This is a genomic window from Streptomyces sp. NPDC088252, from assembly GCF_044740965.1.
Taxonomy (GTDB): Bacteria; Actinomycetota; Actinomycetes; order Streptomycetales; family Streptomycetaceae; genus Streptomyces.
On record NZ_JBIURS010000013.1, the window covers coordinates 161,936 to 180,934 of the forward strand.

The window sequence follows — 18,999 nt, forward strand, 5'->3', positions numbered from 1 at the left end:
GGTCGAACGGCCCGTCCCCCGCCGAAGCGTTACGCCGTGAAGCCGTAAAAGAGGGCGTGTCTACGCGTCGAGGCCGATGGCGAAGGCGGCCTCCAGGTCATGCTGCGAGTACGTACGGAAGGCCACGTGCGTGTCGGTGGCCTCGACGCCGGGGATCTTGCTGATCCGGCCGGGGATGACGTCCGCCAGGTCGTCGTGCTTGGCCACCCGGACCATGGCGATCAGGTCGTACGTACCGGTGACCGAGAAGACCTCGCTGACGCTGTCCAGCGCGGCGATGGCCTCGGCGATCTCGGGAATCCGGTCCACGCTGGTTTTGATGAGCACGATCGCGGTGATCACGGCTGGCTTTCTCCCTCGGTGGCCGTGGCTGGAGTCTTCACTCTATCCGTACGCCGATAACGTCCCCAGGCGTAGAGGAAGCCGAGGGCGAAGCCGACCACATGGGCCAGATAGGCCACACCGGGCCCTCCGCTGCCCGCGCTCTGGACCGCCAGCCACTGCAGGACGAACCAGAAGATCAGCACGATCCAGGCGGGGAAACGCAGCGGCAGGAAGAAGAGGAACGGGAACAGGCTGGTGACCCGGGCCTTGGGGAACAGGTACAGGAAGGCCCCGAGCACCGCCGAGATCGCCCCCGACGCGCCGACGAGGGTCTGGTCGGACGCGGCGTGCGCGGCGGCGTAGGCGACCAGCGCGAGATAGCCGCACGCGAGGTAGAAGAAGGTGAACTCGGTACGGCCCATGCGCTCCTCGGCCATCGCGCCGAACACGTACAGGAAGAGCATGTTGCCCAGCAGATGCAGCCAGCTGCCGTGCACGAAGAGGGCGGTGAGCGGGGTGAGCAGAGCGTGCGCGGAGCCGTCCCACAGCTCGCTCGGGATCACGCCCCACCGTTCGAAGTACCCGGCCTGGGCGGCGAGCAGGGCGTCGGCGGTGGCGTAGGAGGAGTCGAAGCCGGAGAGCGGGCTGATCAGGAAGATCAGACAGCACAGGGCGATCAGGGCATAGGTCACCGTCGGTCCGCGCGAGGTGACCGTCCGTAGGAGTCCGCTGGTCAATCCGGAGCCCGCAGCCCGCCGATCGATCATGAACAGAGCATGACGCAAGCGGAGGGAACGGGACAGAGCGCCTCGCCGTGTCGGGGGGACGCGGTGAGGCCGTAGGGTTACGGCAGGACATCCGCAGTTCGACGGCGCACCGCGAGATCCTTGAAGCAGGCGGCACGACGAGGCTCGACGAAAGAGGACGCAACGATGACGACGGTTCCCCAGATGACCGATGGGACCCGCTGGCGCTGCACGCTCTGCGGAAATCTCACGCGCTTCGACGTGACCCGCTCCTCCAAGGTCGTCGAATACGTCCATCTCGACCTGGCCGGGGAGTCCACCGTCGAGGAACGCGAGGTGGTCAGTGAGACCATCGAGTCGGTGCGCTGCCGTTGGTGCAACGCGGTGGACCAGATCGAACTGGTGGACAGGCCGGGTGCCGACTCCTGACGGAGCCGTGCGGACAGACAATTTGGGGTGACGGATGGTGGAGCAGCCCGCTAGCGGCGCAGAGTCGGCCGAGGCGGCCGGCGACGCCGTCGAGGCGCTCGACCGCCCGCTGCCCGAAGGCGTACGACGACGGGTCGTCGCGCTGGTCTCGGACGCGTTCGGCGGACTGACGATCACCGAACTCCCGGCTCAGCTGAGACAGTACGCCCGCTTCACCCCGACCCGGCGCGCCAAGTTCGCCGGCAACGCGATGGCGGCCGCCCTGGAGGGCGACGCGCTGTTCCGCCAGCGCATCGGCGATCGGCTCAGGGAGGAGCAGCCGGAGCTGACCGCCGCGCTGGAGGCCGGTGCGCCGCCCGCCGCCGCCGACCCCGTCGATGTGGCCGCCGCCGCGTATGTGCTGCGCCCGGCCGGCTGGGTGAAGCTGGTCGCCGCCGCCGGCGAGGAGGCCCAGCGTGCCGACGCCGAGCGTGCCGACGAGGAGAGTCGCCGCGAACTGGAGCGGCTGCGCGAGGAACTCGTCCACGCCCGCTCCCAGACGAAGAACGAGACCGAGCGGCTGCGCGTCGAGCTGGACGCGGCCCGCAAGGAAGCCGAATCCCTTCAGCGCAAGCTGCGCAGCGCCGTCAACGACGTCAAGCGCGGCGAGGCCGCGTTGCGCCGCAGCCGGGCCGAGATCGAGACCGTACGGTCCGAGGCGGCGGCCCAGGTCTCCGCGGCGGAGAGCGAGACCCGCCGGCTCAAGGCTCGGCTCGGTGAGGCCGAGGCGTCCGTCGAGGCGGGCCGCAGGGCCGCCAGGGAGGGCCGCTCGGTCGAGGACATGCGGCTGCGGCTGCTGCTGGACACCGTGCTGGACGCGGCCGGCGGGCTCCGTCGCGAACTCGCGCTGCCGCCCTCCTCGATCCGCCCCGCGGACAGTGTCGACGCGGTCGAGCCGGGCAGGATGTCACCCAAGGACATTGCCGCCAGGGCCCTTTCGGAGACCGATCCCGCTCTGCTCGACCAACTGCTCGCCCTGCCGCAGGCCCATCTGATCGTGGACGGCTACAACGTCACCAAGACCGGCTATCCGCAGCTGCCGCTGGAGAAGCAGCGGCTGAGGCTGCTCGGCGGTCTCGCGGTGCTCGCGGCACAGACCGGCGCCGAGATGACCTGTGTCTTCGACGGGGCCGAACTGGCGGCCCCGGTCCTGCTCGCGCCGCCGCGAGGGGTTCGGGTGCTGTTCAGCAAGCCCGGCGTCACCGCCGACGAACTCATTCGTCAACTGGCCCGCGCCGAACCGCCGGGCCGGCCCGTCGTGGTGGTCTCCACCGACCGCGAAGTGGCGGACGGAGTGGCGAAGGCGGGGGCCAGGCCCGTTGCGTCCGTCTTGCTCCTGAAGCGCCTTTCGCGCGTCTAGTGGTGCTTGTCGGAACTCGGTGGAAATCAGGGAACGCATCGTCAGGTCGCCGCTACGCCCTGTGTGATGTGAGTAAAGAAGTACCTCCTGTGATGAGATTTTTCTTGTGAGGATTTGAACTGATCACAAGTTGGTCACTAGGGTCGGGCCTCGAACCTTCGCACGGTTGATCACCCATCCGGGGTGGCAGCGAAGGCGCCGCCGAGTCCGTGACATGCACGGAGCCGGGGATCGAGTCCCCCCACAGCCCGGTAGGCGGCTCAAGGAAGAAGGAGCTCGCCTTCGTGGGGTCCCACCGCCGTCCCAAGCAGCCGAGCCGCGCCCGTGTGACCGTGCTCACCGCGACTGCCGCCGCAGCCGTCGCCCTGACCTCCCAGGCAGCCCACGCCGACCCCAAGCCCTCCAAGAGCGAGGTCAAGGCGAAGGTCGAGAAGCTCAACCACGAGGCCGGCGCGGCCAATGAGCAGTACTACGGCGCCAAGGAGAAGCAGCAGAAGCTGGAGAAGGAAGTCGGCGCGCTGCAGGACAAGGTGGCCCGCGGCCAGCAGGAGATCAACAACCTGCGCAACGGCCTCGGTTCGCTCGCCGCCGCCCAGTACCGCTCCGGTGGCATCGACCCGTCGGTGCAGCTCTTCCTCTCGTCCAACCCGGACACCTTCCTCGACGAGGCCTCGGCCCTCGACCAGTTGACGGCCAAGCAGACCGAGACCCTGGGGAAGATCCAGGAGAAGCAGCGGGTCCTCGCGCAGGAGCGCAAGGAGGCCCAGGACAAGCTCGGTGACCTCGCGGACGTGCGCAAGACGCTCGGCGCGAAGAAGAAGAAGCTCCAGGACAAGCTGGCCGAGGCGCAGCGCCTGCTCAACACGCTGACCGAAGCCGAGCGCACGAAGATGCGCGAGGACGAACAGCGTGCCAGCCGCGCCGCCGGCGACCGGGTCGAGCTGGGCAAGGAGGTTCCCGCCTCCGCCTGGGGTGCGGCCGCCCTGAACGCCGCCTCCACCCAGGTGGGCAAGCCGTACGGCCGTGGCGGTACCGGCCCCGGATCCTTCGACTGCTCCGGGCTGACCCAGTGGGCCTACGCCCAGGCCAACGTCAGCATCTCCCGGGTCACGTACACCCAGGTCAACGACGGTGTGCACATCGGGCGCAGCGCGCTGAAGCCCGGCGACCTGGTCTTCTTCAACAACACCGAGCACGTGGGCCTCTACGCGGGCAACAACACCGTCCTGCACGCCCCGTACCCGGGCACGTTCGTCCGCTACGAGTCGATGAACACCATCGGCAGCTTCCAGTTCGGCGTGCGCGTCGGCTGACGACGCCCGAACGGGCGAATTCCCGCGCCCCGCACAGACAGTGCGCCCCGGCGGAGACCACAGGTCACCGCCGGGGCGCGGCTGTTTTCGACGCCCGTCCGCCCGGCGCGGTCCCTGGTCGCTCCGTGACCGCCCGACTACTGTCTGCCTGCTGTGCAGCTCCCGGTCGTCGGTCCGCCCGCCCCGGGTGGCAGGGGCTGCGCACATCTGCGCACAGCGGAAGGGAGTACGGCGTCCGTGGTGTCCCATCGCCGTTCCACACAGCCCGGCCTCAGTCGGGGCGCCCGGATCACCGTTCTGTCGGCCGCGGCGGCCACCGCGGCCGCCACGCTCGGGGCGGCCACCGCGAACGCCGACCCGCAGGACGGTCCCGGGGCCGCCAGGGCCAGGGTCGACCGGCTGTACGGCGAGGCCGAGCGGGCCACCGAGCAGTACAACGCGGCCGGTGAGAACGCCGACCGGCTGCGCGACGAGGTGAACCGGGCCCGGGACCGGGCGGCCCGCGGCCAGGAACGCCTCAACCGGATGCGGACGGCGCTCGGTTCGGTGGTGGGTGCGCAGTACCGCTCGGGCGGCCTGGACCCCTCGCTCGCCCTGCTGCTCTCCTCCGACCCGGACAGCTACCTCGACCGGGCCGCCACGCTGGAACGCCTGACCGAGCGTCAGGCGAGCGAGCTGCGGGAACTCCAGCAGACCCGGCGCGGGCTCGTACAGACCCGCGCGGAGGCCGACCGGGCGCTGGCCGAACTGGAGCGCAACCGGGCTGCCGCCACCCGCCACAAACGCACCGTCGAACGCAAACTCGCCCAGGCCAGACAGTTGCTGGACGCGATGCCCCGTGCCGAGCGGGCGGCCTTCGAACGCACCTCTCGCTCCGGACGCGACGACGTGTTCCCGGTGACGGCCGGTCTGCCGGCCGGCTCGGTGCGGGCGGCCGTCGCCGTCATGGCGGTCCGCCGGGCACTGGGCCGCCCGTACGTCTGGGGTGCCAACGGACCCGCCGGATTCGACTGTTCCGGGCTCATGCAGTGGGCGTACGCCCAGGCCGGGGTGAGCCTGCCGCGCACCTCGCAGGCCCAGCGGTACGCGGGACGCATGGTGCCGCTCTCCGAGGCCCGCCCCGGCGACCTGGTGGCCTACCGCGCGGACGCCGGCCACATCGGGATGTACGTCGGGAACGGCCGGGTGATCCACGCGCCGTACCCGGGTGCCCCGGTGCGCTACGACCCCGTCGGAATGATGCCCGTCTCCTCGGTCACCCGCGTCTGACCCGTACCCTCGACCGGGTGACGGACAGGCGGGGACGCATCGCGGGACGGGGCACGGCGGGAGCGCTGCTCGCCGGGCTGCTGCTCGCCTCCGCCTGCGCGGCCCCCGACGACGGGTCCGCCCCGGATTCCACCGCCCGAGGCGTCCGCGCCGTCCTGGACCGCCGGGCCGCCGCCGTCCTGCACCACGACCCGGACGCCTATCTGTCCGCCGTGGACCCGAGGGCCACCGGACTGCGCACGGCCCAGCGGCGGGAGTTGGACAACCTCGCGGACGTACCGCTGGCCTCATGGACGTACCAGCTGACCGACGTGAGGGAGCAGGGCACCGACCGGGTCACGGCGGATGTCCGGCTGCGCTATCGGATCGCGGGGTACGACGCCGCCCCGGTCTCCGCGGACCGGGTGCTCGACCTGCGACGGGACGGGGCCGACGGCCGCTGGTACATCGCCGGCGACCGGGCGGCGGCGGACGGCGACGGGCTGCTCTGGCAGCAGGGCGATGTCCGGGTGGTGCGCGGAAGGCACAGCCTCGTCCTCGGTGTCGGCCGCACGCAGGAGGAGCTGCGCCGTATCGCCCGGACCGCGGACCGCGCGGTGCCCGCCGTCTCCGGCGCGTGGCCGCGGCAATGGGCCGGGCGCGTGCTGGTGCTCGTACCGCACACCGTGGAGGACATGGCGGGTCTGCTGGGGGCACCGGCGGCGAACTACCGGGGCATCGCGGCCGTCACCACCGGGCGGACCGGCGGTGGGGACCGGGCCCCCGCGGACCGGGTGATCGTCAATCCGCAGGCGTACGGCATGCTCAGCACCCCCGGGCAGCGGATCGTCCTCACCCACGAGTTCACCCATGTCGCCACCCGCGCCGACACCTCCGCCGCCACCCCGACCTGGCTCTCCGAGGGCTTCGCCGACTGGGTGGCCTACCGCGCCGAGCGCCGTACGGCCGTACAGGCCGCGCCCGAGCTGGCCGCCGCCGTCCGGCGCGGCGATCTGCCCGCCGAGCTCCCCACGGACCAGGACTTCGGCTTCGCGGGCGACTCCGCGCGCCTGGCGCAGGCGTACGAGGGTGGCTGGCTGGCCTGCGAGCTGATCGCCGACCACTGGGGCGAGAAGAAGCTGCTCGCGTTCTACCGCGCCGTCGGAGGGCACTCGGGACGGGACGGGGCGGTGCAGCAGGCCATGCAGGGGGTGCTCGCCACGACCCCGCAGGGCTTCACGGCACAGTGGCGGGAGTTCCTGCGCTCCCTGCTCGGCTGAGCGCGGCGCGGGATTCAGGAGCCGACGGGCTCCACCTCCCGGCCGGTGTCCGGCCGGGAGGACGGTGCCTCGCGGCCCTTGCGCGCAGTCCCGGACACCACCGTCTGCCGCCACAGCCGTCGGCAGGCGACCAGCGTCGCCGCGACCAGCAGGCCGTTGCGCAGGAACATCAGCGTCAGGCCCGTCGTGTCACCGCCCACCACATGGACGAACCCGAACGGGAACTCCCACTGCGTGAGGCCCGTGGCGAGCAGCACCAGACCGGTCGGCAGCACTATCCGGCTGTCGCGGAAGACCAGGCAGACCGCCGCCAGGCCGACCAGCCACAGCATGTACTGAGGGCTGATCACCCGGCTGGTGGTGGTGAACAGCAGCACCGCCGTGAACGCCGCGTCGGCCGGGGTGCTCACCCGGAAGTCGCGGGCCCGCAGCCGCCACACCAGCAGCCAGCCGAAGGCGACGACGGACAGACCGAGGGCGAGCGTGCTCACCAGCGGCACATACGGCCCCAGGAACTCCAGCGAGCCGTAGTGCAGCTCCACCCGGCCCCGCCAGCCGAACCGCCGCCACACATGGAAGACCAGTGCCCCGAGCGACTCGACCTCGGTGCCCCGGTCGCGCTGGAAGCCGAGGAAGGCCAGCGCACCGGGCATCGCCAGGGTGCAGACCAGGAGCAACCCGGCCGCCGTCACCGTCGCGGCCGTCCACGCCCGGCGTGTCCGGGGCCCACGCGGGGTACCGGCCAGGATCAGTACCGGCCACACCTTGAGCAGCGCACCGACGGCGGCCATCGCCCCCAGCACCCTCGGCTGCCGTACCCCCGCCAGCAGCGCCGCCACCGCCACCGCCGTCACCATCACGTCGTAACGGGCGTAGGCGGTCGTACCGAGCAGTGGAACCCCCGCCACCCACACCCAGGCGCCCACCGTCCGCCGTCCGGTCCGGCGGCCCGCGTACAGCAGCAGCCCCAGGACCAGCCCGTCGCACAGGAATGCGAGGACGAAGAAGGCCGAGGCGTACCCGAGGAACGGCAGCAGGGCGGGGGAGAGGACGGCGAGCGCGGCGAGGGGCGGGTACTGCCAGGTGACGTCGGACCGGGGATACGTACCGCTCTTCAGGATCTCGGACCAGCCGTGGTAGATCACCGAGACATCACTGGTCACGTCCGGACCCGGCAGCGCGATCACCTTGGTGACGCAGAGCAGCAGCGCGACCCTGGTGAGGATCCACACCGCGAGTGCGGGCCGCGCGCCGGCCGATCCCGTCATGACCGCCCCGTCCGTTCGTCGGTGGGTGCTCGTACGAGGGGCCATGATGCCCGTCATGTCGGTGCGCGTGCCGTTCCGACCCGAATGCCCGGTACTGTCGGACCGGATGGACAAGACCCTGATCGTGACCAACGATTTCCCGCCCCGCCCCGGTGGCATCCAGGCATTTCTGCACAATATGGCACTGCGCCTGGACCCCGGACAGATCGTCGTATATGCCTCCACCTGGAAGCGTGGCCCCGAAGGCGTCGCCGCCACCGCCGCCTTCGACGCGGAGCAGCCCTTCACCGTCGTCCGCGACCGCGCGACGATGCTGCTGCCGACCCCACGAGTCACCCGGCGCGCGGCGCAGCTGCTGCGCACACACGGCTGCAGGTCCGTCTGGTTCGGTGCCGCGGCCCCGCTCGGGCTGATGGCACCGGCGCTGCGCAGGGCCGGTGCCCGCCGGCTGGTCGCCACCACACACGGACACGAGGCGGGCTGGGCCCAGCTGCCCGCGGCCCGGCAGCTGCTGGGCCGGATCGGCGAGACCACGGACACGATCACCTATCTGGGTGAGTACACCCGCTCCCGGATCGCCACCGCGCTCACCCCGGAGGCGGCGGACCGCATGGTCCAGGTGCCGCCCGGCGTCGACGAGAAGACCTTCCACCCGGATTCCGGCGGGGACCTGATCAGGGCCCGGCTCGGGCTCTCGGACCGGCCCGTCGTCGTCTGCGTGTCACGGCTCGTGCCGCGCAAGGGCCAGGACACGCTGATCCTTGCGATGCCCGCGATCCTGGCGCAGGTACCGGACACGGTGCTCCTGATCGTCGGCGGCGGACCGTACGCCAAGGAGCTGGAGCGGCTGGCCGCCCGAACGGGGGTCGCCGACTCGGTGCGCTTCACCGGGCCGGTTCCGTGGGAGGAGCTGCCCGCCCACTGCGGCGCGGGCGATGTCTTCGCCATGCCGTGCCGCACCCGTCGCGGCGGCCTCGACGTGGAGGGCCTCGGCATCGTCTTCCTGGAGGCGTCCGCGACCGGTCTGCCGGTGGTGGCGGGCGATTCGGGCGGCGCGCCGGACGCCGTGCTCGACGGCGAGACGGGGTGGGTGGTGCGCGGCGGCTCCGTGGAGGAGTCGGCCGACCGGATCGTCACCCTGCTCCGCGACCCGGAACTGCGGCGGCGGATGGGGGAGCGGGGGCGGGCCTGGGTCGAGGAGAAGTGGCGCTGGGACCTGCTGGCCGAGCGGCTCAAGGCGCTGCTCTGAGACAGCCCGGGCCGGTTCCGTTCAGGGCCGCCCGCACCGGCCCCGGTCCTGCGGGCGGCGGTGTGCTCGTACCGCGGCCGGACAGCGGTGTCGCTGTCCGGCCGGTTGAGGCGGCGGTGTTTCAGCCGCAGTTGCCCCAGCTCATACGTCCGCCGCTGGCGTTGGCGCCGGCCTGTCCGTCCGGACCGGTGTTGATCGAGCCCCAGTACTTCACGCACTTGCCCGCGGCGCTGCCCCGGACCGGGCCGGCGTAGCTGGTGTAGTTGCCCTGATCCACGTACGAGTTGCCGTTCTGGATCATGAGCTGGGCCGTCGTGAAGGTGGCCGAACCGGTGTACGAGGTCTTGACGGTCACGACGCAGTTCTTGCCGTTCCCGCTGCTGTACATCAGATAGACGGTGCCGGCGACCGTGCCGCTGCTGAACTTCACGGGAGCGGAGGCGACGACGGAGTAGCTGTAGCCGTCGGCACCGCAGACCGCGGTCGGGCTGGCCGCGGTGGCCGCGGCCTGGGCCGTGGCGGGCACCGCCACGAAGGCCGAGGCGGCCATGGCCATGACGAGGCCGGCCAGCTTGAAGGCGACGCGCATGAAAGTCCCCCTGGACGGTGGATCAGTGGTGTGATCCAGACCCTTGCATTGGCCGATTAGCGACACAAGGTCGCGTTTCGGCCAATGGATATCGGCCTCGGTGGACGGCTCGCGGTTCTGGCGGTCGGCCGTCAGCCCCGGTAGATCGCCTCGATCTCGTCCGCGAAATCCTTCGCCACCACATTCCGCTTCAGCTTCAGCGACGGCGTGATGTGGCCCGCCTCCTCGGTGAACTGAGAGGCCAGGACACGGAACTTGCGCACCGACTCCGCCTTCGACACCGCCGCGTTCCCGTCGTCCACCGCCCGCTGCACCTCGGCCAGCAGCTCCGGGTCCTCGCGCAGCGCCGCCACCGTCGAACCGGCCGGCTTGCCGTGCTCGTCGGCCCAGCGGGCCAGGAACTCCTCGTCCAGGGTGACCAGCGCCCCGACGAACGGCCGGCCGTCGCCGACCACCATGCACTCGGCGACCAGGGCGTGCCCGCGGATGCGGTCCTCGATCACCGCCGGAGCCACGTTCTTGCCGCCCGCCGTGACGATGATCTCCTTCTTGCGGCCGGTGATCGCGAGGTAGCCGTCCTCGTCGAGCGTGCCGATGTCGCCCGTGTGGAACCAGCCGTCGGCCAGCGCCTCGGCCGTCGCCGTCTCGTTGTTCCAGTACCCGGTGAACAGGTGCTCGCCGTGCAGCAGCACCTCGCCGTCGTCGGCGATCCGGACGACCGAGCCGGGCAGCGGCTGACCGACCGTACCGATCTTCTGCCGGTCCCACGGGTTGAAGGCGGTGGCCGCGCAGGTCTCGGTGAGGCCGTAGCCCTCCAGGACGGTGAAGCCGATGCCGCGGTAGAAGTGGCCGAGCCGCTCGCCCAGCGGAGCGCCGCCGGAGATCGCGTACTCGCCGCGTCCGCCGAGCACGGCCCGCAGCTTGCCGTAGACCAGCCGGTCGAAGAGCTTGTGCTTGAACTTCAGGCCCATGGAAGGACCCTGGGGGGTGCTCAGCGCGCGGCTGTAGGCGATCGCCGTGCTCGCTGCCCGGTCGAAGATCCTGCCCTTTCCGTCGGCCTGCGCCTTGGCGCGTGCCGCGTTGTAGACCTTCTCGAAGACACGCGGCACACCGAGGATCAGCGTCGGGCGGAAGGAGGCCAGTTCATCGGTGAGGTTCTTGATGTCCGGTACACAGCCGAGCTTGATCGGGGCCATCACCGAGGCCACCTCGACCAGCCGTCCGAAGACGTGCGCGGCAGGCAGGAAGAGCAGCACCGAGCACTCGCCGGTACGGAAGAGGGGCTTCAGCCGCTCCACCACATTGCCGCACTCCGCGAAGAAGCTGCGGTGCGTGAGCACACAGCCCTTCGGACGGCCGGTGGTGCCCGAGGTGTAGACGATGGTGGCCGGGTCGTCCGCCTTGGCGCTCGCCATCCGCAGGTCCAGGTCCGCGTCCGAGACGTCCTCGCCGATCGCCGACAGGCCGCGGACCGCGTCGTCGTCGATCCGCCAGATGCCCTTCAGGGCCGGCAGATCGGCCTGGACCGAGACCACGGAGGCCTGGTGCGCCTCGGACTCCACGATGCACAGGGCGGCACCGGAGTCGCCGAGGATCCACTGGATCTGCTCGGGCGAGCTCGTCTCGTACACCGGCACGGTGACCGCGCCGGCACTCCAGATCGCGAAGTCGAGCAGTACCCACTCGTAGCGCGTACGGGAGAGCAGGGCCACCCGGTCGCCCGCTTCGATCCCCGCAGCGATCAGACCCTTGGCGACGCCTCTGACCTCGGCCAGGAACCGTGCGGCGTCGACATCGGCCCACCTGCCCGCCACCTTGCGGCTCATCACCGCGACATCGGGATGCTGAGCGGCATTGCGGCGGATGAGATCCGTCAGGTTGCCGTCCGAAGGGACCTCGTACAGGGCCGGAAGGCTGAACTCGCGCAAGACTGCTGCTCCTCATCGGGCTCCGGTGCCACGGCTCTGTGTGACGCACCGGCTGCGGTCCAAGAATGGCAAGTGCTCAGTGGGGTGAGCACGACTGGACTGCCCGGACGTTACCCACCAGTACTCGGTTCCCGATAGGGGGTTCCGACCAGATGTCTTATGCGTCACATACAACCGTGATCCTTGGGCGCACAGTAGTCCACCGCCGTGACGAGCCGGCGGTCGTCGCAGGTCCGGCGGCCTCTATCCAGGTGGACGGCGGAGTCCTAGGGTGATCGCCATGCCAGCCGGACCGAACAGCGAAGGAACCTCGACCGCGCGCCGCACCCGCCTCCATGTGGTCAGTGACGTGCACGGCAACACCGAGGCCCTGGCCCGCGCCGGGGACGGCGCCGACGCCCTGATCTGCCTGGGCGACCTGGTGCTCTTCCTCGACTACGCCGATCACTCGCGCGGCATCTTCCCCGATCTCTTCGGCGTGGAGAACGCCGACCGGATCGTCGAGCTGCGCACCGCCCGCCGCTTCGAGGAGGCCCGCGCGTTCGGCCGCGGCCTGTGGGCGGGCAGGGACCGCAACGCCGCGATCGTCTCGGCGGTGCGCAAGCAGTACGCCGAGCTCTTCGCGGCCTTCCCCACCCCGACGTACGCCACCTACGGCAACGTCGACATCCCCGGCCTGTGGCCCGAGTACGCACGGCCGGGCACCACGGTCCTCGACGGCGACCGGATCGAGATCGGCGGCCGGGTGCTCGGGTTCGTCGGCGGCGGCCTGAAGACCCCGATGAACACCCCGTACGAGATCAGTGACGAGGAGTACGCGGCCAAGATCGAGGCGGTCGGCCCGGTCGACGTGCTGTGCACCCACATCCCGCCGGACGTGCCGGAGCTGACGTACGACACGGTGGCGCGCCGCTTCGAACGCGGCAGCCGGGCGCTGCTCGACGCCATCCGCAGGACCCGTCCCCGGTACGCGCTGTTCGGCCATGTCCACCAGCCGCTGGTCCGTCGGATGCGCATCGGTGCCACCGAATGCGTGAACGTCGGCCACTTCGCGTCCACCGGCAGGCCGTGGGCCCTGGAGTGGTGACCGCACCGGCACCGGACCCTGGGCCGAGGCGGCGCGCGCACGCGATAGCCTTCAGGCGGCAGACCTCTGCCGACGCACCGGTACACCGCACTGGAGGAGCCACGGCGATGGCTGAACACACCAGCTCGACGATCACGATCGAGGCGGCACCGGCCGACGTCATGGGAGTGATCGCCGACTTCGCCCGCTATCCGGAGTGGACCGGTGAGGTCAAGGAGGCCGAGGTCCTCGCCACCGACGACCGGGGCCGCGCCGAGCAGGTCCGTCTCGTCCTGGACGCCGGAGCCATCAAGGACGACCACACCCTCGCGTACACCTGGATCGGCGACTACGAGGTCGGCTGGACCCTCGTCAAGTCCCAGATGCTGCGCGCCATCGACGGCTCCTACGCACTCGCCCCGCTGGGCGACGGCGACCGCACCGAGGTCACCTACCGGCTGACCGTCGACGTCAAGATCCCGATGCTCGGCATGATCAAGCGAAAGGCGGAGAAGGTCATCATCGACCGGGCCCTGGCCGGCCTGAAGAAGCGCGTCGAGTCCGTACCGAAGGCCTGACCCGGTGCGTACGGTTCTCGTCACCGGCCCCGGCGGCGCCGGCCGTACCACCGTCGCGGCGGCGACCGCACTGGCCGCGGCCCGCCGAGGCCGCCGCACCCTGCTGCTCTCCACCGACGCCATACCCGGCTTCCCCGACGGCACGGAACCCGCCGAGGTCACCGACGGCCTGTGGTTCGCCCGCATCGACTCCGGCGAGCACTTCCGCAGCGAACTCCTCGCCCTCCAGGACCAGGCGTCCGGGGTGCTCGACCTGCTCGGCGGGAACCGGCTGGACGGCGAGGAACTCACCGAACTCCCCGGCAGCGCCCAACTCGCCCTCCTGCACACCCTGCGCCGCGCCGCCGAGGGCGACTGGTCGCACGAGGGCTATCAGCTCCTCGTCGTCGATCTGCCGCCGCTGCGCGAGGCACTCGCCGTGCTCGCCCTTCCCGAACAGCTGCGCCGCTATCTGCGCCGGCTGCTGCCCCAGGAGCGCCAGGCCGCACGCGCCCTGCGCCCGATGCTCGCCCAGCTCGCCGGCGTCCCCATGCCGGCACAGTGGCTGTACGAGGCCGCCGCCCGCAGGGACACCGAGCTGGCCGCCGTCCAGGCACTGATCGAGGACCGCAACACCACGCTCCGGCTGGTCGCCGAACCCGGCCCCGCCGCCGAGGACGCCCTGCGCACCGCCCGCACCGGACTCGCCCTGCACGGACTGCGCGTCGACACCCTCGTGGTGAACCGGGTCCTGCCCAGGCACTCCGGCGACCCCTGGTTCGCGGCACTGGCCGCGCAGCAGGAGAAGACCATCGACCGCTGGTACGAGGAATGGGTGCCTGCGGCGGCCCTGTGCGAAGTGCCCCACCTCGGCCGCGATCCGCGGGGCCCGGACGACCTCACCCTCCTCGACACCGGGGCCGGCTGCACCGTCTTCGAGGAAGCGGGCACCGGAGGCGGTCTCTTCGAGGGGGACGGACTCGCCGCGGAGCTGGCCGACCGGAGCCCCGGCCGGGCCGACGACCCCTGGTGGATCGAGGACCCGAACGCCCCGGACGGGATCGACGAGCTGCGTGCCCTGCTGCCCGGCGACCGGATCGTGGCCGTCCCCCCGTCCGGCGACGCATCCGTCCTGGTCTGGTGCCTGCCCCTGCCCGGCGCCGTGAAGACGGACCTCCAGCTGGTGCGCCGCGGCAACGAACTGCTGCTCACCGTGGGCCCGTTCCACCGGATCGTCCCCCTGGAGTCCGGGCTGCGCCGCTGCACCGTCTCCGGCGCCGCCCTCACCGACGGGGTGCTCAGAGTCAGGTTCACGCCGGACCCCGGACTGTGGCCCCGGACGAGCTGAACGGCGCGACACGGTTCGGGTAACGTCGGTAGTACGTGTCCCGTATGCCGGGCCGCAGCCGAACCACGTCGCAGGAGTCCGCCATGAGCGAAGCCACCGATCGTCCCGTCGACGACGACGCGTGGGCGAAGGCCTGCGCCGAGGACCTCGAAGCGGAGAAGGCCCGCCGCCGCGCCCAGTACGGCCCGCCGCCCGGCTCCGCCGCCGAGGAACTGCGCAAGCTGGTCGACGCCGTGACCGACAAGGTCTCGTCCCTCGGGACGCCGCTCTTCGGTGCGACGGCCCAGGGCACCGTGCAGCAGATCATCAAGCAGGCGAAGTCCGCCGTCGAGCCGGTCATCGAACGCAATCCGGACGTCTTCGACCACATCGCCGCGGCCGGCAGCGAACTCCTCGCCGCCTACCGTTCCGCCGTGGAAGGCCAGGAACGCCGCTGGACCCGGGGTGCCGAGGACTCCGCGCCCACCGGCAAGAAGGCCGACGACCCCACCGACCCCCGCGACGAGGGCCCCGCCGCGGGCGAACACATCGACCTGGACTGACCGGCACGGATGGGCCGGGTCCTCGGCTCGGGTACCGTTGGCCACAGCGGGGCTCGACCGAAACTGAGGGATTCATGGGACTCACCATCGGCGTCGATATCGGCGGCACGAAGATCGCAGCTGGAGTGGTCGACGAAGAGGGCCGGATCCTCTCGATGTTCAAGGTGCCGACCCCGCCGACGGCTGAAGGCATCGTGGACGCGATCGCGGCGGCCGTGTCCGGCGCGGGCGAGGGCCACGAGATCGACGCGGTCGGCATCGGCGCCGCCGGATACGTCGACGACAAGCGCGCCACCGTGCTCTTCGCTCCGAACATCAACTGGCGGCACGAGCCGCTGAAGGACAAGGTCGAACAGCGCGTCGGCCTGCCGGTCGTCGTCGAGAACGACGCCAACGCCGCCGCCTGGGGCGAGTACCGCTTCGGCGCCGGACAGGGCCACGACGACGTCATCTGCATCACGCTCGGCACCGGTCTCGGCGGCGGCATCATCATCGGCAACAAGCTGCGCCGCGGACGCTTCGGTGTGGCCGCCGAGTTCGGCCACATCCGGGTCGTCCCGGACGGTCTGCTCTGCGGCTGCGGCAGCCAGGGCTGCTGGGAGCAGTACGCGTCCGGGCGCGCCCTGGTCCGCTACGCGAGGCAGCGTGCCAACGCCACTCCCGAGAACGCCACGATCCTGTTGTCGCTCGGCGACGGCACGGTGGACGGCATCGAGGGCAAGCACATCAGCACGGCCGCCCGGCAGGGCGACCCGGTGGCGATCGACTCGTTCCGCGAGCTGGCCCGCTGGGCCGGAGCCGGACTCGCCGACCTCGCCTCGCTCTTCGACCCGTCCGCGTTCATCGTCGGCGGCGGGGTGTCGGACGAGGGCGACCTCGTCCTCGACCCGATCCGCAAGTCGTTCCGGCGCTGGCTGATCGGCGGCGAGTGGCGCCCGCACGCCCAGGTGCTCGCGGCCCAACTGGGCGGCAAGGCAGGTCTGGTGGGTGCGGCGGACCTGGCACGCCAGGGCTGAGCCACCGACAGCCGGACGGAGCCGGACGCCCGTCGCGCCCCATGGGGCGCGACGGGCGTCCGTCGTATCGTGAGACGCATGGTCCCGACGCCGCTGCCCGACTCCCGTACCGAGCAGGATGGTTCGGCAGTCATCCGGGTGCTCAGCTACAACATCCGGTCGATGCGCGACGACTGCGAGGCGCTGGCCCGCGTCATCAGCGCCTGTGCCCCCGACCTCGTCCTCATCCAGGAAGCCCCGCGCTTCTTCCGCTGGCGCAAGCGCGCCGCCTGGCTCGCGGCCCGCACCGACCTGGTCGTGCTGAGCGGCGGCGGCACGGCGGCCGGGCCGCTGCTGCTCTGCTCGCTGCGGGCCACCGTGGAGCGGACGGAGGACGTCCTGCTGCCGCTCACGCCCGGACTGCACCGCAGGGGCTTCGCCACCTCGGTGGTACGGATCGCGGGCACCCGGATCGGACTGCTGAGCTTCCATCTGAGCCTGCAGCGCGAGGAACGCCTGGCCCAGGCGGGGATGGTGCTGGAACGGCTGGAGGCGATGGGCGTCGAGCACGCCATCGCGGCCGGTGACCTCAATGACGTACCCACCGGGGCCGCGTTCCGGCGGCTGGCCGGGCGGCTCCAGGACTGCTGGGCGGTCCGGCCGTGGGGCGCCGAGAACACCTTCCCGCCGGACCGGCCGCAGCGGCGCATCGACGCGGTCTTCGCGACGCACGGGATCGATGTGCTCGGCTGCGGCGTCCCCACAGGGCTGCCCGGTGTCACCGGGGTGGATCTGCGGGCGGCCACGGACCATCTGCCGGTACTGGCGGCACTACGAGTGCCCGCGACCAGGCCCTGAGCAGCGCGGCCGGCCCGCCGCGCGGCGCCTTCGGGCGGACCGTGGCTGCCCGGTGGGCCGTGCCTGGGGCAGGGGGGGCATCCGAGACTGCCCGGTGTCACCGAGGCGGATCCGCGGGCGGCCACGGACGGACCGTGCCTGCGGCAGGCGGCAGGCGGCAGGCGGCATCCGCGGCTGCGCGATGCCGTCGCCCCCGGGGCCGTCCGTCCTCAGACCACCGCTCCGCGTCCGGGGTCGTCGTCGTCCTCGTCGCCGTCGTCCATCCGTGCCACCAGGGTGACGAAGCCGCCCAGGAAGCCGCCGATGCAGACCGTCGTGAGCCACCAGGTCATTTCCCACCGCAGCAGCACCGCGACCAGCATCAGCACCGGACCGCCGACGACCGCGAGCCAGGCGAACTTCGCCGTGACATCGGCCTCCGGCAGCGGCGGCGGCTCCGGGGGGACGAAGTGCCCCTCGTCGCTGTCGTCGAGATCGCTGTCCTTCGGCTCCGCGACCTCGTAGTCGCGCGGACCGGCGACGCCGGGCGCGAACACGATCGTGCTGCCGAGCGGCTTCTCCGGCGGCCTCGGCGTCTTCTTGCCGATCCCCTTGTCCGGATCCAGGACACCCGACTGGTCGTCCTCCAGCAGCGCGAGGTCCTCGATCGACCTGAACGGCTTGGCGCCCGGCGGGTCCGGCGGCTCCTCGCCGTACCCCGCGACGATCGCCTGCCACGCGGCGTCCTCGTCGGCCGACGGATCGGCGGGCCGGCCCCCGTCGGCGTCCGGCGGCACCGGCTGGGCAGCGGCGTCCTGCGCCCCCGTACCCTCGTCGGGAACGGTCGTTCCCTCCGCGGGCAGGGCAGCGCCCTCCGCGGGAAGGGGCTCGCGCTCCTCCCCGCCGCCCGCGCGCTCCGCGTCGTGCTCAGCCACCTGACGTGCTCCCCTTCATTCCGATGCTCGGAGCGAGGCGGCCGATGAACGAAAAGCTCTCGTCGAAGATCCGCTCCGCATCGTGGTCCAACGTCGCCACGTGGTAGCTCTGTTCCAGCAGGATCTCCTCGACATCCGTCGACGACACCCGGCTGAGGATCCGGGCCGAGTCGGCGGGCGGCACCACGTGGTCCTGCGGGCTGTGCAGCAGGACGATCGGCTGGGTGACCTGGGGCAGCTCGGCGTCGACCAGACGCAAGAAATTCCGCAGCGAATGCGCCGCGTGCAGCGGCACCCGGTCGTACCCCACCTCGTCGGAGCCCTTCAGGGCGATGTCGCTCGCCAGCCCCTTGGTCGTCCGCACCAGGTGGCGGGCGACCGGCAGCGCGTAAGCCGACAGACCGTGCACCTTGTTGGCCGGATTGACGAGCACCAGGCCACTGATCGCGTCCCCGTGCTTCGCCGCCAGCCGCAGGGTCAGCGCGCCGCCCATGGACAGACCGAAGACGAAGACCTGGCTGCACCGCTCCAGCAGGGCGCGCAGCTCCCGGTCCACCTCCGCGTACCAGTCCTGCCAGCCGGTGAGCTGCATGTCCTCCCAGCGGGTGCCGTGTCCGGGCAGCAGCGGCAGCGAGACGGTCAGCCCGCGCTCCGCCAGATGGTCGGCCCAGGGGCGCAACGACTGCGGGGAACCGGTAAATCCGTGACAGAGAAGGACGCCGACCTCTCCGCCCTCGTGGCGGAACGGCTCGGCTCCAGGCAGGACCGGCACTGGGGTCTCCTGTTCATGAGGCTCGAAGGGGAGCGAAAGGGGGAGTGCAGAAGGATTACTTCACCGTACGCGACCGGACTGACACCGACCAGGGTCGTCGCGGTCCCGGCGGCCGCCCCGGCCCCGTGCCGGGCGGGAGCACGGACGGCCGCACGGGTTAAGGTCAGTCGGACA

Annotated in this window: 19 protein-coding genes; 12 read left to right on the top strand and 7 right to left on the bottom strand. The window is 71.5% G+C overall.

Features of this window, described 5'->3' with window-relative positions; all coding sequences use genetic code 11:
* Positions 1 to 60: 60 nt before the first annotated feature.
* Both ACIOHC_RS26035 and ACIOHC_RS26040 read right to left on the bottom strand, forming a co-directional pair.
* Positions 61 to 342: an Lrp/AsnC family transcriptional regulator gene (locus ACIOHC_RS26035; protein ID WP_093543818.1), complete on the bottom strand. Its 282-nt coding sequence runs from the start codon at positions 340 to 342 to the stop codon at positions 61 to 63.
* Positions 339 to 1,091 (bottom strand): rhomboid family intramembrane serine protease, encoded by a 753-nt coding sequence (locus ACIOHC_RS26040; protein WP_351078251.1) that lies wholly within the window; start codon positions 1,089 to 1,091, stop codon positions 339 to 341. The genes ACIOHC_RS26035 and ACIOHC_RS26040 overlap by 4 nt, the downstream gene beginning before the upstream one ends.
* 165 nt (positions 1,092 to 1,256) lie before the next feature.
* On the opposite strand from ACIOHC_RS26040, the gene ACIOHC_RS26045 reads away from it, so the two are divergent.
* From ACIOHC_RS26045 to ACIOHC_RS26065, 5 genes are all read left to right on the top strand, one after another.
* Positions 1,257 to 1,499 (top strand): hypothetical protein, encoded by a 243-nt coding sequence (locus tag ACIOHC_RS26045; RefSeq protein ID WP_351078249.1) that lies wholly within the window; start codon positions 1,257 to 1,259, stop codon positions 1,497 to 1,499.
* Between the two features lie 37 nt (positions 1,500 to 1,536).
* Positions 1,537 to 2,898, top strand: a complete 1,362-nt coding sequence (locus tag ACIOHC_RS26050) for an NYN domain-containing protein (RefSeq protein ID WP_351078247.1) — start codon at positions 1,537 to 1,539, stop codon at positions 2,896 to 2,898.
* A gap of 284 nt (positions 2,899 to 3,182) precedes the next feature.
* Positions 3,183 to 4,211, top strand: a complete 1,029-nt coding sequence (locus ACIOHC_RS26055) for an NlpC/P60 family protein (protein WP_351078244.1) — start codon at positions 3,183 to 3,185, stop codon at positions 4,209 to 4,211.
* Positions 4,212 to 4,448: 237 nt separating this feature from the next.
* Positions 4,449 to 5,480: an NlpC/P60 family protein gene (locus tag ACIOHC_RS26060; protein ID WP_365690281.1), complete on the top strand. Its 1,032-nt coding sequence runs from the start codon at positions 4,449 to 4,451 to the stop codon at positions 5,478 to 5,480.
* 17 nt (positions 5,481 to 5,497) lie between these two features.
* The gene (locus ACIOHC_RS26065) at positions 5,498 to 6,739 is read left to right on the top strand and encodes a hypothetical protein (RefSeq protein ID WP_401844190.1); all 1,242 of its coding nucleotides are present in this window, start codon (positions 5,498 to 5,500) and stop codon (positions 6,737 to 6,739) included.
* A gap of 14 nt (positions 6,740 to 6,753) precedes the next feature.
* Here the strand turns inward: ACIOHC_RS26065 and ACIOHC_RS26070 are convergent, their stop codons facing one another.
* Entirely contained in the window at positions 6,754 to 8,007 is a 1,254-nt protein-coding gene (locus tag ACIOHC_RS26070; RefSeq protein ID WP_351078239.1) for a glycosyltransferase family 87 protein, read from the bottom strand.
* Between the two features lie 106 nt (positions 8,008 to 8,113).
* Here ACIOHC_RS26070 and ACIOHC_RS26075 point away from each other — a divergent pair, with 106 nt between their 5' ends.
* Complete coding sequence (locus ACIOHC_RS26075) at positions 8,114 to 9,256, top strand: glycosyltransferase family 4 protein (protein WP_365690278.1); 1,143 nt, start codon at positions 8,114 to 8,116, stop codon at positions 9,254 to 9,256.
* A gap of 121 nt (positions 9,257 to 9,377) precedes the next feature.
* Here ACIOHC_RS26075 and ACIOHC_RS26080 read toward each other — a convergent pair whose 3' ends face one another.
* Positions 9,378 to 9,845, bottom strand: a complete 468-nt coding sequence (locus tag ACIOHC_RS26080; RefSeq protein WP_365690275.1) for a spore-associated protein A — start codon at positions 9,843 to 9,845, stop codon at positions 9,378 to 9,380.
* 131 nt (positions 9,846 to 9,976) lie between these two features.
* The gene (locus ACIOHC_RS26085; protein ID WP_351078232.1) at positions 9,977 to 11,773 is read right to left on the bottom strand and encodes an AMP-dependent synthetase/ligase; all 1,797 of its coding nucleotides are present in this window, start codon (positions 11,771 to 11,773) and stop codon (positions 9,977 to 9,979) included.
* 280 nt (positions 11,774 to 12,053) lie between these two features.
* Between ACIOHC_RS26085 and ACIOHC_RS26090 the strand changes: the two genes are divergently transcribed.
* The 6 genes from ACIOHC_RS26090 (at position 12,054) to ACIOHC_RS26115 (ending at position 17,139) form a co-directional block, all read left to right on the top strand.
* The gene (locus ACIOHC_RS26090) at positions 12,054 to 12,860 is read left to right on the top strand and encodes a metallophosphoesterase (RefSeq protein WP_365690273.1); all 807 of its coding nucleotides are present in this window, start codon (positions 12,054 to 12,056) and stop codon (positions 12,858 to 12,860) included.
* A 107-nt stretch (positions 12,861 to 12,967) separates the two neighbouring features.
* Entirely contained in the window at positions 12,968 to 13,417 is a 450-nt protein-coding gene (locus ACIOHC_RS26095; protein WP_351078226.1) for an SRPBCC family protein, read from the top strand.
* 4 nt (positions 13,418 to 13,421) lie between these two features.
* A complete protein-coding gene (locus tag ACIOHC_RS26100) occupies positions 13,422 to 14,744 on the top strand; it encodes an ArsA-related P-loop ATPase (RefSeq protein WP_365690271.1) in 1,323 nt (440 codons plus the stop codon).
* Between the two features lie 83 nt (positions 14,745 to 14,827).
* On the top strand, positions 14,828 to 15,286 hold the full coding sequence (locus tag ACIOHC_RS26105) for a DUF5304 domain-containing protein (protein WP_351078221.1): 459 nt from the start codon (positions 14,828 to 14,830) through the stop codon (positions 15,284 to 15,286).
* A 74-nt stretch (positions 15,287 to 15,360) separates the two neighbouring features.
* Positions 15,361 to 16,302 (top strand): ROK family glucokinase, encoded by a 942-nt coding sequence (locus tag ACIOHC_RS26110; protein ID WP_351078218.1) that lies wholly within the window; start codon positions 15,361 to 15,363, stop codon positions 16,300 to 16,302.
* 78 nt (positions 16,303 to 16,380) lie between these two features.
* Complete coding sequence (locus tag ACIOHC_RS26115; RefSeq protein ID WP_351078215.1) at positions 16,381 to 17,139, top strand: endonuclease/exonuclease/phosphatase family protein; 759 nt, start codon at positions 16,381 to 16,383, stop codon at positions 17,137 to 17,139.
* A gap of 209 nt (positions 17,140 to 17,348) precedes the next feature.
* On the opposite strand, the gene ACIOHC_RS26120 is transcribed toward ACIOHC_RS26115, so the two are convergent.
* Entirely contained in the window at positions 17,349 to 18,053 is a 705-nt protein-coding gene (locus tag ACIOHC_RS26120) for a hypothetical protein (protein WP_401844194.1), read from the bottom strand.
* Complete coding sequence (locus tag ACIOHC_RS26125; RefSeq protein ID WP_351078212.1) at positions 18,046 to 18,825, bottom strand: alpha/beta fold hydrolase; 780 nt, start codon at positions 18,823 to 18,825, stop codon at positions 18,046 to 18,048. The genes ACIOHC_RS26120 and ACIOHC_RS26125 overlap by 8 nt, the downstream gene beginning before the upstream one ends.
* Positions 18,826 to 18,999: the final 174 nt, after the last annotated feature.